The sequence below is a fragment of the Hydrogenophaga sp. genome, from assembly GCF_018780385.1.
Taxonomy (GTDB): Bacteria; Pseudomonadota; Gammaproteobacteria; order Burkholderiales; family Burkholderiaceae_C; genus Hydrogenophaga.
Window position 1 is genome coordinate 15394 of record NZ_JADMJO010000136.1, and the last position, 16315, is coordinate 31708.

Consider the following 16315-nt stretch of genomic DNA (forward strand, 5'->3'; position numbering starts at 1 on the left):
GCCTTTTTCACAAGGAGATTGAACCGTGGCCTCGATCATCGACATCTGCAACACCGGGCTTGCCCACGTGGGCAGCGACAACGTGATCTCGTCCATCGATCCCCCCGATGGGAGCACTGAGGCCGGGTATTGCAAGCGCTTCTACCCCATCGCCCGCAAGGAGTTGATCGAGCGTTTCGTTTGGCCGTTCGCCACGAAGCGCCAAACGCTGGCCTCTGTTACGAACCCCAGCGCCGTGTGGAGCCAAGCCTATGCCGTCCCCGCGGACTGCATTCGCCCTGTTCGTGTGCTCACTGCGCAAGCTGCCAACGCTCTGTTGTGGGAGTACTCAGCGGGCAAGCTCAGTCACAGCAGCCTGTTTGACGACAGCGCCAGCGCGCCCTACGAGATAGAAGATGGTGTCCTGCTCACGCACGAGCCCGAAGCCGTCCTCCTGTACCTGCGTGATGTGGTGGACACCACCCGCTTCACCCCGCTGTTCGTCTCCGGCCTGGGCTTCCTGCTCGCCAGCTATTTAGCTGGTCCCATGGTTCGAGGCGCGGACGGTGCTCGCGCGGCGCAGAACTACAGACAACTCGCCATGGCGCAGGGCGACAACGCCATGACCATGGCCGCGCGCGGTTCCCATGAGGAACACTTTCACATCGCCGCACACCTGGCCGCAAGATGAGCTCAAAAGTCCTCTGGCGGTCCTTCGCAGGCGGGGAGATCACGCCCGAACTGTTCGGCCGTTTCGAGCTCACGAAGTTCCAGACCGGGCTGCGCAAGGCGCTCAACTTCATGACGTTGCCCCACGGCCCGGCCGTGCGCAGGCCTGGCACGCGACACGTGCTCGAAGCGCGTGACAGCACCCAGCCAGTGCGGGTGATCCCGTTCGAGTTCAGCGCTGACCAGACCATGGTGCTCGAGTTCGGCCACCAGTACGTGCGCTTTCACACCGGTGGCGGCACCTTGCTGGAGACAGGGCTCGCGATCACGGGCGTGACGCAGGCAAACCCCGGCGTGTTGAGCTACACGGGCACCGATCCGGTGAACGGTGACTGGATGTTCCTTGCTGGGATCGGTGGCATGACTGCTTTGAACGGGCGCTACGTCAAGGTGGCGGGCGTGAACGCCGGCGCGAACACCTTCCAGCTCACCGACTTGGCCGGCAACAACATCAACACCACGGGGCTTCCGGCTTACACCGCGGGTGGCACAGCCTCGCGGGTTTACACCCTCGCGACGCCATATCTCGGCGCCGATCTGTTCGACATCCATTTCGCGCAGAACAGCGATGTGATCACGCTCGTGCACCCCAGCTACCCGTCCAAGCAGCTGGCGCGCCTGGGCGCCACAAACTGGACGCTCACGGACGTAAGTTTCGCCCCGACCCTGGCTGCACCCGGTGGCCTGACGGTGGTATCGACTATTGCGGTTGAGACGAACCTCTCACCGCAAAGCTACACGGTCACAGCCGTGGCCGCCGACGGAGTCACGGAGTCGATCGCTGCTGCGCCAAACTCAACCAGCAACAACCTCTCGCTGGCGGGCAACTACAACACAGTGAGTTGGTCGGCTGTCGGTGGTGCGAGCCGATACAACGTCTACAAGCGCCGCGGCGGCGCATATGGCTACATCGGGCAGACAACCAGTCTCTCGATCGTCGACGACAACGTGACCGCCGACACGATCAAAACGCCGCCCGAATCCTTGATCACGCTCAATACGGGCGCCAACGACTACCCCAGTGCCGTGACCTACCACGAGCAGCGCCGCTTCTTCGGGGGCACGAACTTGCGGCAGCAGACCCTCATTGCCACGCGCAACGGCACTGAATCGAACTTAACCAGCAGCGTGCCCAGCCAATCGGACGATGGCCTGGAGTTTCGCGTCGCATCGACGAAGCAAAACCGAATTCGCCACTTGGTTCCTCTGTCAGATCTCATGGCGCTCACGGCCAACGGCGAATGGCGCATCTTCGCCGACAACGAGCCGGCGATCACGCCCACCTCTCTCAGCGTCAAGCCCATGGGCAACTCGGGAGCGAGCAATGTTCAACCGGTGGTCACCTCGGGCTCTATCCTGTACGTGCAGGCTCAGGGGTCGCGGGTGCGCGAGCTGGCCTACGGCGGGGAGTCGACAGGCGGCAGCTACAAGTCGATCGACATCTCGATCATGGCGCCGCACCTGTTCAACGGCTTCACGATCAACGACCTAGCCTACACGCGCGCGCCAGATCAAGTCTGCTGGGCGGTTCGCAGCGATGGCACTCTGTTGGGTATGACCTACGTGCCCGAGCAGCAGGTGTACGGGTGGCACCATCACACCACAGCGGGCAAATTCAAGAGCGTGTGCACAGTGGCCGAGGGCAGCGAGGACGCGAGCTACCTGGTGGTGGAGCGCACCCTCAACGGGCGCACCGCAAAGTTCATTGAGCGCATGGCCGCGCGCCTTTTCACCGCGCTGGAGGATGCCTATTTTGTGGACGGCGGCGGCACCTACCGGGGCAGTCCAACCACGACAGTGCGAGGCCTGTGGCACCTTGAGGGGGAAGAGGTACGCATTCTGGCCGATGGGGCAGTCGAGCCTCCGCAGGTTGTGGCAGGTGGGGCCATCACGCTGGACACGCCGGCAAGCGTCGTGCACGTAGGCCTGCCCTTCACCTCCGAGCTGCAGACCCTGCCGCTCGCGTTTGAGGGCATGCAGGCGCTGGGTCAGGGCACGTTGCGCAACGTGACTGCGGCCAGCTTGCGCGTCACGCAAACATCCATGTTCAAGGTGGGCACCAGCTTGGACAAGCTCATTCCAAACCGGTCGCGCGCGGTGTCGGACGACTTCGACACGCCCCCCTCGCTCAAAACCGCTGATGTGCGCGTGGCGGTGCCGGGCAACTGGGACGCCGACGGCTGTATCTACGTGCGCCAAGACGAGCCGCTGCCATGCAGCATCCTCGCGATGACGCTGGAGGTCGCCACCGGTGGTTGAGTTTGTCCAGCCCACGGGCGCGCATGTGGCCGAACTGGTCGCAAACCTGCGCGCGCCCGATCGGCTAGAGCTGGACGCTAGCGGGCACGTGGATCACCTATGTGCAGTGAAAAGAAGCCTGCGTTTCTCCACCCACATGGCGACCATTCTGGTCAACGGGGAAGTCGCCGCGATCTTCGGGCTGGTTCCGCTCTCCATGACGGCGGGGACGGGGGCGCCGTGGCTTCTGGGCACCGACCTTGTGACCGAACACCGACGTGCCCTTATGCGCGAGGTGCCACCATACATTGCCGCCATGCTGCGGGCATATCCCCACCTCAAGAATCTGGTGCACGCCGACAACGATTTCGCTGTCCGGTGGCTGCGCCGTGCCGGGTTCCTGCTGCACGACCCGAAGCCGCACCCGGTGACCGGTGCCCCCTTCCACCTGTTTGAGATGAGGGCCGACCATGTGTGAGCCAACAACCATCATGATGGGCGTCGGTCTCGCGATGGGCGCTTACGGGAGCTACCAGCAGGCCGACGCCAGCAAAAAGGCGGCGAACTACAGCGCTCAAGTGGCCGACAACAATGCCCGGACGAACGAGATCGTGGCGCAGGACGCCCTCAAAAGGGGCGACGAGGAAGCGAACGCGATCCGCCGCAACGCCGACATGCTCAAGGGCAGTCAACGGGCCAGCCTGGCAGCAAAGGGCCTGGACCTGGCTGAAGGCACTGCCGCTGAACTGCAGGACCAGACCGACTTCTTCGCCATGACGGACACGGTTGCTGCGCGTGACAACGCGAAGCGCCAAGCCTGGGGCATCCGTACGCAGGGCGCGAACTTCCAGAGCGAGGCCGCCATGCAGCGCGCCACCGCCAGGGGGATCAGCCCGGGGATGGCGGCCACCACGTCGCTGCTCTCCGGAGCGGGCGCGGTGTCGAAGCAGTGGTATAGCACTCGGTGACCTGAGAAAGACTCATGGCCACCGTCCCCACCTACCAGGGTCCCAAAGTCCGATCCGAGGCTTTGCAGTTCGCGCCCCAGCAAGGCGCGCGCAGCGACGCGGCTTTCGGCGGAGTCCAGGGCCGCCAGTTGGCTGCAGCCGGCGCTGGCCTTGCGGATATGGGCGCCGGTCTCGAACGCTTGCAGGAGCGCCGCGCGCTCGAAAAAGCCTTCGAAGTCGAGAACAAGATCGCCGAGGAGTACAAGCTCTTCGAGGAACAGACGCTGCCCAACCGACAAGGTGAGAAGGCCGCAGGCTACCGCGCCGAGGTAGAGGGCTGGTGGCAAAAGACCGCCGAGACCTACGGCGCTGAACTCGACGATCGCACTCGCAAGGCCGTCAGTCGCAGCCTGTTGCGCATGCGCGGGCAAGCGACGGGGCGCGCTGGCTCCTTTGAGCTGGAGCAGGCCGACCGCGTCGGACAAGTTGCGTTCGAGTCGATGCAGGCCCGAGAAGCCCGCGAGGCCGCCGGCTTCGGTATGGCCGGCAACGAAGGCGAGCTGGCCACATCGATCAAGAAAATCACCGACTCCACCCGCGGCTACTTGGTACGCAAGGGCATGCCTTCCGACGCCATCGACGAGGCGGTTCGCACGGCCGTGGGCAAGGTGCACGGCGACGTGGTGGTCGGCCTGATGCAAACCGATCCCAAGCGCGCCAAAGAATACTTCGAGCGTCCCGGCGTGGCCGACAGCTTCACGCGTGGACAGCGTGCGGAGATCGGCGCGCGCCTCGCGCAAACGGTCGACGCAGAGCAAGGTGCCGTCGGCGCCCGTGACGTGTTCGGCAGCGCCATGAAGGACAAGCCGTACCACGAGGTCGTGCCCTATGACGAGCTGGACGCGAAGCTGGTGAAGCAGTTCGAGGGCAAGCCCGACGCGCTCAAAGCCGCGCGTCAGGAACTCGACCGCGCCGCTTCGCTGTGGAACCGCCGACAGACCGAAGAGCAGGCCGCCGGCATCCAAGGCGCCTATGACCTCCTCAATGGGGGGAAGGGCCTGCGTCAGATCCAGGCCTCGCCAGCCTGGCAGCGCATGACGCCTCAGCAGCGTGACCAGTTCGGTGAAATGCTTAACAACCGGTGGCGAGCCGCGCAGTCGCATGCCCTGGCCGACCGCGAACGCGCAGAGCGGGCGGAGGAGCTGCGCACGTCTGATGCCGCCATCGCCTACACCGACCCCGCCGCCCTGTCGCGCCTGAGCCGCGAGGAGGTGATCGCGCTGCGCCCCTCTCTGGGCGAGAAGAACTACGCCAAGGTCTCGAAAGCTTGGCAGGATTACCAGAAGGACCAGACCAAGCTGTCGAACGCCACCTTCGACAACGACATGTTCAACGAGGCGCTGCTCTCCGCCGGCTATGACCCGAAGCCGGGGGGCAAGAACAAGGAAGGCGCGGCCACCGTCATGCGCGCGCGCAACGCGATCGACACCGCCATCGCCGCCGAGCAAAAGATCAAACAGCGTGAGCTGTCCGCGCAGGAGAAACGCACTGTTGCGCAAGGGGTGGTCAGTGCTCGGGTGCAGATCGACCGGCCGTGGATGCCCGACCGCGAAGTCGGCTTGATTGAAGCCGATCCCGCCGAAGTGGCCGAGCGCGGTTACATCACCGTCGGCCCCAAGAGCAACGTTCAACTGCGGGTGTCGGATGTACCCGTGCAGGACTTCGTCGACATGAAGCGCTATCTGCGCGAGCGAGGTCAGCCGAGCGACGACATCACGGTCATGCGTCGTTGGTACGACTTCCAGCAACAGCAAAAGAAGACCAGGTAATGGGCAACCTCTACGACCAGCTCACCGCCCAGCCAGCATCCAACCAGACAAGCCCGGCCGGTGGCACCTTCTACGATTCGCTCGTCGAGCAGGAGACGCAAGAGCGCGCCTTGCGCGGATCGCTGACGGCCACCGAAAAAACCACGCCAGAGCGCGCGGCGCAGCTCAACTACCTGGCCCAGGTAACCGGCATGCCGCGCGCGGTGGTGGAAACCGACGAGGGCACGGCCAAAGCACAGGCCCTGATGCGCGAGATCTGGTCCGCGTCTCAGGAGTCGCCCGTCCTGCGCGCGCGGCTCGCAAACCCGCGCTTCACCGAACTCGCCAAAGATGATGTCGGCGTGCTGTCGCAGATCGAGCGCGGCGTGCAGGCGACCACTCGATACCTGATGGGGGCCGACGGAAGCGGCGGCCTCGCGGGCGATGTCAAGGCCGGCTACCACCGCAGCAGCTCCGCATCGGCGGGCGCGTTCCGCGCCGTGGCCGAAACGCTGGCGGTGCCTTTCGATTTTCTCGAACCCTTCACGGCGATGGGCGGCAACCCACTGCGACGCCTGGCCGAAGGCTTCGACTCCATCGCACAGAGCCAGACCCAGATCGCGGACCGCACCACCAGCGGCGTTTTCGGCGTTTCGTCGGGCGTGCAGTCCTTCGTTCAAAACTCGAAGTACCTCCCCCTGGCAACGCTGGGCCCAGCGGGCGGCGCCGCCGCGCTGGTGGGCATGACGGCGGAATCCCTCGGGGGCTCGTACCAGCGCGCACGCGATCAGGGCCTGTCGCAGTTCACATCCCTGGTGTACGGCGCGTCCGACGCGGCCATTGAATACGCCACCGAGAAACTGCCGCTGCAACGATTGATCGGCGACCTCGCCGTCGACACCGGGTTCGCAAAGATGCTGGGGCGCCAGATCGCACTCGAGGTGCCGGGCGAACAGATCGCCACGGTGCTGCAGGACATGAACGAGTGGGCGGTGCTCAACCCGGAGAAGTCTTTCCGTGACTACCTGGGCGAGCGGCCCAGTGCTGCCGCCGAAACTCTCATCGCCACGGTGATTGGCGTGGGCGGCAACGTGACCCTTGCAAAGGGCGTTGACTCGGCACTCAACGGGTACGTGCAGGCGCAGGCCGCACAAACGGACGCCGGCCAGCAGGCACTGGCGATGCAACAGCTTTTGCAATCGGCGACGCAGTCAAAGCTGCGCGAGCGTGACCCAGCCCAGTTTCGCGACACCATGGCGGAGATGGCCCGCCAGGCGGGCACCGAGTCGGTGTATGTCGACGCGGCTGTTCTCAACCAGATGCCGCCTGAAGTGCTTCAGCAAATGCCGGGCTTGGCCGAGCAGCTTGCAGACGCTCTCGCGGCGAACAGCACCGTTGAGCTCAAGCTCGCCGACGTGCTCACCGTGATGCCAGGCTCCGGCCTGGAGCAGACACTGATCGATAACCTGCGCATGTCGCCGGACGCCATGACCTCGGCAGAGGCGAAGACTGCCGGTCAAGAGGCGCAATCGCTGCTCCAGCAGGAAGCCGAGCGCGTGATCCAACGCGGCGCAGACGCGGTGCAATCGCAAGCCGTGGCCGAACAGGTCAAGGGCACCGTGCTGGCCGAACTGAACACCGCTGCGCGATTCAGCCCTGCGGTCAACGATGCCTACGCGACGCTGGTGCGGGACTTCTACACCGTGCTGGGGCAACGTCTCGGCGTGAACCCGTTGCAGGCATACCAGCGTTACCCGCTGCGCGTGGCTGGAGAGAGCCAAGCCCCGGCGGCGCAGGTGCTCGATCAGTCTGGCGCGGAAACAGACATCGCCACCACGTTGCTGGAGTTGGGCCGCGGCGAAAACCTCTTTCAACTCCCTCGGTCCGACGCTGCCGATATCTCGCAACTCGCCACAGAGAAGGGGCTGGAGGTTCGCCCTGTCGACCGCAACGCTGCCGACAGCACCGAGTGGATGCTCGCCAACACCACGCCCGACCGCGAAGGCACGGAGTCGTGGGTCGTGAGCACGCCCGATGGGCAACTGGGCACGATCACCCGCGATGGGCAGGAGATCTACATCAACGTCTCGGCCATCGGCGAAGGTGGCGGGGGCAGCGCCATCTACGACCTCACCGCCAACTACGCATTCAACAACGGTTTGGTGTTCATCGGTGACCCGAACGGAGTGAGCCCGGCCGCCATGCGCCGCCGGTTGGAGAACATGTTGTCCTCGGCCGTGAAATACGGCACGACTGATCACCTCGCACCGCACCCGGATCAACTCAAAGGCAACAGCGAGCTGGGGATCCCGGCACTGCAGTGGACGCCAGGCGACACCACCGGTAACATTCGGTCAATGGTGGAGGCTTCGGTCGCTGCCACTGAGGCGGGCGCCCCGCTCACCACTTCCGAGGTGCAATTCGATGTCAACAGCCAGCAGTTCCAGCAGCCCGACGGCACGCCACTTGATGACGTGGGCATCCGCGCCATCTTGGATTTCGAGCCAGGAGTTCGAGGACCTGGTGCGCCGGGCCGCACCACTGTACAAAGAACGGCTCTCCTCCGTGCCCTTCTACAAGGCCCGGATGCACGACGAGCAATTCTGGCGAACCTTCGTCGGCAGCAGGGCGAACCAGGCGAAAGCCTTGGTGGGACGTTCTATCAACGCGCAAAAGGCACCTTCAGCCCTGAGCAGCTGCTGATCACGCTCAACGACGGCGCTGATCTCTCGACGTTCCTCCACGAAACGGGGCACTTCTTCCTTGAGGTAACCGCGGACATCGCGGCTCAACCTGACGCGCCTGCTCAAGTTCGCGCCGACATGGACGCCCTGCTTAAATGGTTCGGGATTCCAGACCTGCAGACCTGGCAGGGCATGAGCCTGGAGCAGCAACGTCCGCACCACGAGCGATTCGCGGAGAGCTTTGAGCAGTACCTCCTGGAGGGCCGCGCGCCCAGCCGCGATCTGCGCGCGCTCTTTCGCAAGTTCCGCAGTTTCCTGACACGCGTCTACCGCTCTCTGCAGTCGTTCAACGAGACCCGAAGCCTTCAGCTTTCGGATGACGTGCGACGTGTCATGGACCGGTTGCTGGCCACCGATGAGCAGATCTCGGAGGCCCAGTCCTTGGCAGCGATGGAACCAGCCCAAGAGGCGACCGATGAGGCGGTCGAGAAGCTGCAGGCCCGAAGCCTGCGCGACCTCAAGTGGGCGGTCAACGCTCGTTCCAAGGCCATCGCCAAGCTCCAAGCTCAAGCACGCAACCTGCGCAAGGGCATGGAGGCAGAGGTCCGCGCCGAGGTGGAAGAGGTGCCGATCTACAAGGCGATGCGCTGGCTGCGTGAGGACACGAAGCTGAGCATTGAGGGCCTCGAATCGCTCTACATGGGTGAAGGCGATCGCTACGCCCTGATCGACTGGAAGCCTCTGGTTGACCGCCGCATGGCTGGCAAAACCGGCGTGCACCCCGACGTGGCCGCCGACATGTTCGGGTTTGCCAATGGCGACGCGCTGGTGCGCGCCATCCTGGAGGCTGAGCCTTTGACCGAGGTTGTCCAGGCGCGCACGGATCTGCGCATGCTGGAGCGCCACGGCGACCTCGTCGATCAACGGGCCATAGAGGAAGCCGCGACCGAAGCTGTGCACAACGAGGCTCGCGCGAAGTCACTGGCCACCGAGCTGGCGGCGCAGCGCGAGTTGCTGACGAACCGCCGCGAGACCGGACAGCTTGATCGAGGTGGGCGCATGCTCACGGTCAACGCCACGCTGGAAGCAGCGCGCCAGTTCGCCACCAACGTGGCCGGCCGCAAGAAGATCGCCGACCTCAAGTCGTCCGCCTTCGCGCACCTTCAGGCCGAACGCCGCGCTGGCAAAGAGTGGGCAGCGGCCACCGCGAAGGGCGACACACGCGCGGCGGTACAGGCCAAGCAGGACCAGTTGCTCAACCACGAGGTGTACCGCGCGCTGCTCGATGCGCAGCAGCAGGTTGAAAAGGCCGAAACGCTGTTCACCCGCGTGTTGCGGGGGAACTCTGAAAAACTGGTGACCCGGGGTTACGACCCCGACGTCGTGGCCGCCACGCGCGCGATCCTCGCCGCCTACGGCCTCGCGCCGCGCATCGGCAAGACCGCCGTTGAGTACCTCGCCGTGGTCGAGAAGAACGACCCAGAACTCTATGGCGTGCTCAAGGGGCCAGTGGAAGCCACGCTCGCCAACGCCAAGCCCTACGACCAGCTCACCATGGATGAGTTGGGCGCCCTGGTGGCTGAGGTCGAAGCGATGCAGCAGCTCGCGCGTCGATCGCGCCAGATGGAGGTCGACGGGGATCTGATGGACCTGTCGGAAGCTGCCGACCAGCTCAAGGCGCGCATGGAAGCACTCGGTGTCCCGCTGGAGATCCCGGGCCAGGCGAGCGCAATCACCCCGAAAGAGGAGCGCACGCGGTGGCTGCAGTTCGCGCGCGCGCTGACGCGGCGCATGGAGCAGTGGTCGGAAGCCATGGACGGTGGCCGCGGCGTTTTTACCAAGCTGGTCTACGGGCCCGTGAAGGCGGCGGCGGATCGCTACCGTGCGGATCGGGTCAAGTTCCGCAAGCAGTACCAAGCTCTGATCGACAAGGTGGCACCAGCCTTGCGGCCTGGCGAGATCGCCGCGCCTGAGCTCAACTACACCTTTGGCCGGGGCCACAACGGTATCGGGCATGCCGAACTGCTGCACGCAATCCTGCACACCGGCAACGAATCGAACAAGCGCAAGCTGCTGCTGGGTCGAGGCTGGGCGACCGAGACCCCGGACGGCGCGCTCGACACGGCGCGCTGGGATGCTTTCATCGAGCGCATGCACCGCGACGGCGTCCTCGCCAAGGGTCACTACGATTTCGCCCAAGGGGTCTGGGATTTGCTGGAGGGCACGAAGCCGCTGGCTCAGAAGGCGCACCGCGACGTGTTCGGACGCTACTTCGACGAGGTCACCGCCAACGCCTTTGACACACCATTCGGCACATACAAGGGCGGCTATGTGCCGGCGCAAGCCGATCCGCGCATCGTGACCGACGCCGCGCTGCGTTCGCTTGCGCAGATGGAGAACGAGAACATGGCGTTCTCCTTCCCGTCGACGAACCGCGGCTTCACCAAAGGCCGCACGGAATACAACCGACCTCTGATCTTGGACCTGCGCACCATCGGCCAGCATCTGGACAAGGTGCTGCTCTTCGGGCACATGGAGCCGGCGGTGCGTGACGTGAACCGCCTTCTGCGCGACAAGGGCGTGAGCAGCCGATTGTCCAAACTGGATCCGGCGGCCTACGAGGGCGCGCTGATCCCGTGGCTCAACCGCTCCGCGCGCCAGCAGGTCGAGACCCCCGTCGTGGGTGACGGTCGCATCTCCAAGGTTCTTTCGGCCATGCGCAACCGCGCCGGCATGTCGCTCATGTTCGCGAACGTGTCTAACACCGCGCAGCAGATCACGGGCTTTGCCCTGGCCGCCGTGAAGGTGAAGCCCCGCAAGCTGCTGCAGGCAACGGGGCAGTACATCGCAAACCCGAAGAAGACCGCCGACTTCGTGGCCGAGCAATCCATCTACATGCGCGACCGCATGCAGAACGAGATCGCGGCCATCAACGACGCGATGAACGACATCCTGCTCAACCCCACGACCTACGAAAAAGCGCAGGCCTGGTCGCAACGACACGCCTACTTCCTGCAGTCGGCGGCCGACAACGTCATGTCGCCCATCGTGTGGATGGGTGCCTACAACCAAGCCTTGGAAGCGGGCGAGTCCGACGTCGAGGCGGTCAAAGCCGGCGACGCTGCAGTGCGCCAGACGCAAGGCAGCACGCTGCCCGAGGACGTGAGCCGAATCGAGACGGGCCCGGCAGCCGCGCGCATGTTCACCCAGTTCGTGAGCTACTTCAACATGCTCGCCAACACCAACGGTGCGGAGCTCACCAAGATCGCCCGGGACGTGGGCCTCAAACGCGGCGCCGGCAAGGCGCTGTACGTGGTCACCATGGGCCTGCTGGTGCCAATCTGGGTGGCTGAGGCGATTGCCGTCGCCTTCCGGGGCGGCCCGGAAGATGACGACGAGGACGGCTGGTACCTCGACGACTGGATCGCGTCGGTGATCGGCATGGGCACGATCAAGGGCAGTCTCGCCATGGTGCCCTTCGTGGGCCAAGCCATCAACGCCGGCCTGGCGCGCTTGAACGACAACCCCGCCGACGACCGGATCAGCTTGTCACCGGCGGTCAGCATCCTTGAAGGCGCCGTGGGCGCACCGACCACGGTCTACAAGGCGCTGTTCGAAGACGGCAACGCCCGCACCGCCGTGCGCGACGTGGCCAGCGCCATCAGCTTGGCGACGGGCCTCCCGGCGCATGCGCTGGCCCGACCGTTGGGCTACCTCGCCGCCGTGGCCGACGACCGAGTAGAACCGACCGATGGCGCTGACTTAGCGCGGGGTCTTTTGACGGGGGCAGTGAGTCCGGAGAGCAGGCAGTAGGCGTGCCCATATCCGAGAGTTCGGGAACCAGAATTCCCGGAACTCGCAGGAGCGCCCTCTATGACCGTACCAGCAACCCCGCGCCGAGCCGGTCCATACGACGGAGACGGCGCAAACACGGCCTTCCCCTTCGACTTCAAGGTATTCGACGAGACCGGCGTGCGCGTCGTGCAGCTCAATGTGGACACGTCGGTCGAGACCGACGCGGTGCTCAATTCCGACTACACGGTCTCCCTCAACCCCGACCAGGAAAGCACACCCGGCGGCACGGTGACCTACTTGGTCGCCCCGACAGTTGACACCAAGGTAACACTGATTGGCAGCTTGTCTTACGAGCAACCTGCGGATCTCCCGGACGGTGGCGCGTTTCGCGCGCAGCAGGTCGAGGACGCTCTCGATCGTCTTGCAATTCTGGCCCAGCAGATCCAAGAGCAGGTGGACCGCTGCGCCAAGGTGCCAGTGTCTGCTGGCGACGCGGCTGACCTCAACGAGGCGATCGCCGTACTGTCGGCCAACATCGCCGGGTTGCAGACCATCGTCGCGAACATAGGAGCTGTGATCAGCGTCGCGGATGTGTCCGCCGACGTGACCACGCTTGCGCCCATCGCAGCAGACATCACAACGGTAGCAGCCATCTCCCCCGCAGTTCCGGTCGTTGCCGCAATCGATGCTGAGGTAGTCGCCGTGGCCGCCATCGACGACGACGTCGTCACGGTGGCCGGCATCGCACCGGAAGTGCAAATCGTGGCCGACGCATTCGTCTCAGGTAGCAGTTCTTTGCTTGGGTTTCAGCAGGCTGGTGTCGGTGCTGTCATGCGTCCTCTGGAAAGCAAGGCCCGCGAGCAGATCAGCGTCCTGGACTTTGGTGCAGTCGGAAATGGCGTGGCCAACGACACGGCGGCGATTCAACTTTCCCTGGACTACGCCTCTCTCACCGGAAAGACCGTGTACTTCCCCGCAGGCTCCTACGTGATCAGCACCAGCCTGGTGGTCACCGGCAACAACGTGCGGGTGCTGCTCGACCACAACGCATCGATCCTGCACAACACGCCGGACTTCATGGCGCTGCGAATCAGCGGTGACAACTGCACCGTGGAAGGCGGGCTGGGGGGCGGCTTCATCGGCCCGGCCGCTTGGGATCCGGGGACGGGCGCAACTACGCCCACGTACGGGGTGATCTGGGTCACCGGTCAGAACTTCACCGCGCTCAACACCCGACTGTTCAACATCCGGCGCATCGGCATCGGCGTGAAGGACGTGAACAACGCCACCGTGCAGGGCTGCGTGATCGACGGCAACCAGCCATCGCCGGTGTTCCCGCTGACAACCACCTTTCACTTTGGTGTGTTGTTCGACCCCGGCACCGAGGCCTCATTCGGCAACTTCCGCGCGCAGGACTGCAGGATCAAGGCCTGCACCACCGGCGTGTTCATTGGCAACTACGGTGTAGGGCAGACGGCGCAGGCGGTGGTGGTCAGCGGCTGTCTGTTCGACGGCATGTGGGATCACGGGGTGTACTCGAACTACACCAGCGGCATGGTCCTCTCGGGCTGCGCGTTCAATCGCTGCCACGTGGGTGTCGCGGCCAGCGGACGCGGCAACGTCATCACCAACAACACCCACTACACCGAGAAGACCGCCGGCCTGGACCCGCGAGACGTGGCCGCAGCGGTGAGCCTGCGAGATCCCGAACAGTGCATCGTCAGCAACATCAGCATTCGCGGCAACGGAGATACCGTGGCTGGCCAGACGGTGATCGGCATCGACCTCACCAACGTGACCGCGGTAGCGATGAACAACAACATCGTCGAGAACATCTCGATGTTTGTGGCCACCGGCAAGGCGCAGGCCGTGCGGATCGTGGCGAGCACCACGCACTCGGGCAACGTCATTCGCAATGTGAGCTACTACGGCGCGGTGCGGGATTCCTTGGGCGTGATCGAGGTCGGCGGCAGCGCCGGCATCCAGTGCCAGATCAGTGGAATCACCGCCCGGATTCTTGGTGGGGTCGGTGTGCGCGTGGTTTCCGCAGTTTCACTGACGCAGGCTCAAATTTCAGACATCAATGTCTGGGTCGACTACAGCGCGCCTGGAGCTGAAACATGGTTTGTGGTCCTCTTGGTCAGCTGCGTGGGCGTGGTGGTGCGAGATCTCGTCGCCAGCGCTGCGTCCGGGCTTGGCGCCAACATCACGCTGCGCGGGTTGACGGAGGGCACGGCTGCTTCATTAAACGAACTGCACAACGTCAAGATGGTTCAGATCGCGTCCCTCGCGGCCTTCGTACCGGCGGTGGCATTTAGCGGTACCTCGCTGCTCTTGAACATCGCCGCAGATCCTGTTCCCACGGCCGGATACCGCGCTGGTTCGATCTACCGACGCACCGCCAGCGGCGGTGGCGGGGTCTACACCGTGCAGACGGATGGCGGCGCATGGACGCTTCTCAGCTGAGCAGCGGCATGAGCGAGCCGACTTCGTCGACCGCAGCAGGCGGATACCTGCTGTACAAAGCCGCCGTTGCATTTGGCATCCCCGCCGGACTCGCGGCCATCGTCGTGATGCTCTGGGTGCAGCCCAAGAGCAAACGGGAATGGACCATGGCCCTGATCTGCACAGTGGTCTCCAGCGTGGGTGGAGGCGCCATGGCGGTGGAGTACCTGAAGTTGCAGCACCTGGCCGTCGGAGGCGTTGTCGGGCTCATGGCCTTGGGCGGCCTGATCTTCGCTTGTGGCCTGCCGGGCTGGGTCATCGTGCGCGCGGGCTTCGCCTGGGCCGACAAGCGCAAAGACCACGACTTGGGCGAACTCGCCCGCGATGTGAAGGAGGTTCTGAAATGAAGTTCACAGTCACGGCCGGGCACGGTGCTGGAGATCCTGGCGCTGTCGCGAAAACTGGCGAGACCGAAGCAGCGCTCATGACCGAGCTGCGCGACATCGTGGCCGCCAAGCTGCACGTAATGGGGCACCAGGTCAAGACGGACGGCGCGCGCTGGCAGAACCTGCCTCTCGTTCACGCGCTCACGCTGGTCCCTGGCTCGGACGTGGCCATCGAGCTGCACACCAACGCGGTGGAGAACCCAACCGCCCGCGGTGTGGAGGTCATCAGCCTGCCATCGCAGAAAGACATGGCCCGCACTCTGGCGCGCAGGATCGCCCACACGCTGGAGATCCCGGTGCGCGGTGCCGGTGGGTGGATCGACCAAGCACAGAGCGCCCGGGGCCGTCTGGGCTTCGTGCGCGTGGGTGGCCTGGTGGTGGAGGTGTTCTTCATCAGCAACCCGGAAGAGCTGGCCAAGTACCTCGACCGGAAGTGGCTGGTGGCATCAGCCATCGCTGAGAGCCTGGCACCGGCCGGATGGGGGCAATCGTGATCACCAAGGCCGCAATCGGTGCTGTTCTGGTGGTGGGCGCCGCCGCAGCGCTGCAGACCTACCGGCTGCACAGCACCCAGATGGAACTGATCACCCAGCGCGTGGACTGGCAACGCGAATCAGCGCGTGCCGTGCAGGCCTCGATCGACGAGGGAACCCGCCGCACTGCGGCAGTACAGAAAGAGGTTGAAGATGCCCGGAAGAAAGTCAACGACTTGGAGGGCGCTGTCGCTGGCGCTGCTGATGCTGGCGGCCGGTTGCGCGACGAACTCGCCCGCGCCCGTCGTCTCGCCTGCACCACCGATACCACCACTGCCGGCGGAAGCGCTGCAGCCGAAGCCACCGAACGAGTGCTTGCCGACGTGCAGCGCCGGCTTGATGAGGCTCAGGAACGAGTTGCGCAATACGCTGACCGAAGCCGGATTGCCGGCCTCACCTGCCAAGGCATCCACGGCGCGCTGACGCAATGATCATCGTCGGTCTGATCTGGCTCGCAGCGTTCGCTACTCTGGTGTGGGCCCTGTATTTTTGAACAGATTGTCTCCAGTTCCAACTACCGCAGTTGCCACTCTGCTTGTTGGATTTGCCCCCTGACCTCACAAGTCAGGGGGGCTTTTTCTTTTGTTTTGCGGAAACCCACGCGGAAAGGGATGCGGAAACGCTACGAATACCGTAGCGTTACACGCTTGAATTGGTTGGTAGGCCGTGTTGGACTTGAACCAACGACCAAAGGATTATGAGTCCTCTGCT

At 64.5% G+C, this 16315-nt stretch carries 10 protein-coding genes; all 10 read left to right on the forward strand.

Translation table 11 applies throughout. The features are described from left to right. Positions 1-25 precede the first annotated feature (25 nt). The 10 genes from IV113_RS24680 to IV113_RS24725 are packed head-to-tail and all read left to right on the forward strand — an operon-like array spanning position 26 to position 16035. Positions 26-670: a hypothetical protein gene (locus IV113_RS24680; RefSeq protein ID WP_291090868.1), complete on the forward strand. Its 645-nt coding sequence runs from the start codon at positions 26-28 to the stop codon at positions 668-670. After that, entirely contained in the window at positions 667-2967 is a 2301-nt protein-coding gene (locus IV113_RS24685) for a hypothetical protein (RefSeq protein ID WP_291090870.1), read from the forward strand. The genes IV113_RS24680 and IV113_RS24685 overlap by 4 nt, the downstream gene beginning before the upstream one ends. Further along, positions 2960-3424: a hypothetical protein gene (locus IV113_RS24690; RefSeq protein ID WP_291090872.1), complete on the forward strand. Its 465-nt coding sequence runs from the start codon at positions 2960-2962 to the stop codon at positions 3422-3424. Before IV113_RS24685 ends, IV113_RS24690 begins: the two co-directional genes overlap by 8 nt. Continuing rightward, positions 3417-3914, forward strand: a complete 498-nt coding sequence (locus IV113_RS24695; RefSeq protein WP_291090874.1) for a hypothetical protein — start codon at positions 3417-3419, stop codon at positions 3912-3914. The genes IV113_RS24690 and IV113_RS24695 overlap by 8 nt, the downstream gene beginning before the upstream one ends. A 14-nt stretch (positions 3915-3928) precedes the next feature. Then, a complete protein-coding gene (locus IV113_RS24700) occupies positions 3929-5722 on the forward strand; it encodes a hypothetical protein (protein ID WP_291090877.1) in 1794 nt (597 codons plus the stop codon). Further along, entirely contained in the window at positions 5722-12198 is a 6477-nt protein-coding gene (locus IV113_RS24705; protein ID WP_291090879.1) for a hypothetical protein, read from the forward strand. Before IV113_RS24700 ends, IV113_RS24705 begins: the two co-directional genes overlap by 1 nt. Positions 12199-12258: 60 nt before the next feature. Continuing rightward, on the forward strand, positions 12259-14646 hold the full coding sequence (locus tag IV113_RS24710; RefSeq protein ID WP_291090881.1) for a right-handed parallel beta-helix repeat-containing protein: 2388 nt from the start codon (positions 12259-12261) through the stop codon (positions 14644-14646). Further along, on the forward strand, positions 14628-15032 hold the full coding sequence (locus tag IV113_RS24715; RefSeq protein WP_291090883.1) for a hypothetical protein: 405 nt from the start codon (positions 14628-14630) through the stop codon (positions 15030-15032). The genes IV113_RS24710 and IV113_RS24715 overlap by 19 nt, the downstream gene beginning before the upstream one ends. Continuing rightward, complete coding sequence (locus tag IV113_RS24720; protein WP_291090885.1) at positions 15029-15565, forward strand: N-acetylmuramoyl-L-alanine amidase; 537 nt, start codon at positions 15029-15031, stop codon at positions 15563-15565. The genes IV113_RS24715 and IV113_RS24720 overlap by 4 nt, the downstream gene beginning before the upstream one ends. Next, positions 15562-16035 carry a DUF2514 family protein gene (locus IV113_RS24725; RefSeq protein WP_291090887.1) on the forward strand — a complete coding sequence of 158 codons (474 nt, stop codon included), beginning with the start codon at positions 15562-15564 and terminating at the stop codon, positions 16033-16035. The genes IV113_RS24720 and IV113_RS24725 overlap by 4 nt, the downstream gene beginning before the upstream one ends. Positions 16036-16315 lie beyond the last annotated feature (280 nt).

Excerpts from the sequence above, each read along its gene's own strand:
- IV113_RS24685 (WP_291090870.1), top strand. The coding sequence starts at position 667 with ATGAGCTCAAAAGTCCTCTGGCGGTCCTTCGCAGGCGGGGAGATCACG.
- IV113_RS24695 (WP_291090874.1), top strand. The coding sequence starts at position 3,417 with ATGTGTGAGCCAACAACCATCATGATGGGCGTCGGTCTCGCGATGGGC.
- IV113_RS24700 (WP_291090877.1), top strand. The coding sequence starts at position 3,929 with ATGGCCACCGTCCCCACCTACCAGGGTCCCAAAGTCCGATCCGAGGCT.
- IV113_RS24705 (WP_291090879.1), top strand. The coding sequence starts at position 5,722 with ATGGGCAACCTCTACGACCAGCTCACCGCCCAGCCAGCATCCAACCAG.
- IV113_RS24710 (WP_291090881.1), top strand. The coding sequence starts at position 12,259 with ATGACCGTACCAGCAACCCCGCGCCGAGCCGGTCCATACGACGGAGAC.
- IV113_RS24715 (WP_291090883.1), top strand. The coding sequence starts at position 14,628 with ATGGACGCTTCTCAGCTGAGCAGCGGCATGAGCGAGCCGACTTCGTCG.
- IV113_RS24720 (WP_291090885.1), top strand. The coding sequence starts at position 15,029 with ATGAAGTTCACAGTCACGGCCGGGCACGGTGCTGGAGATCCTGGCGCT.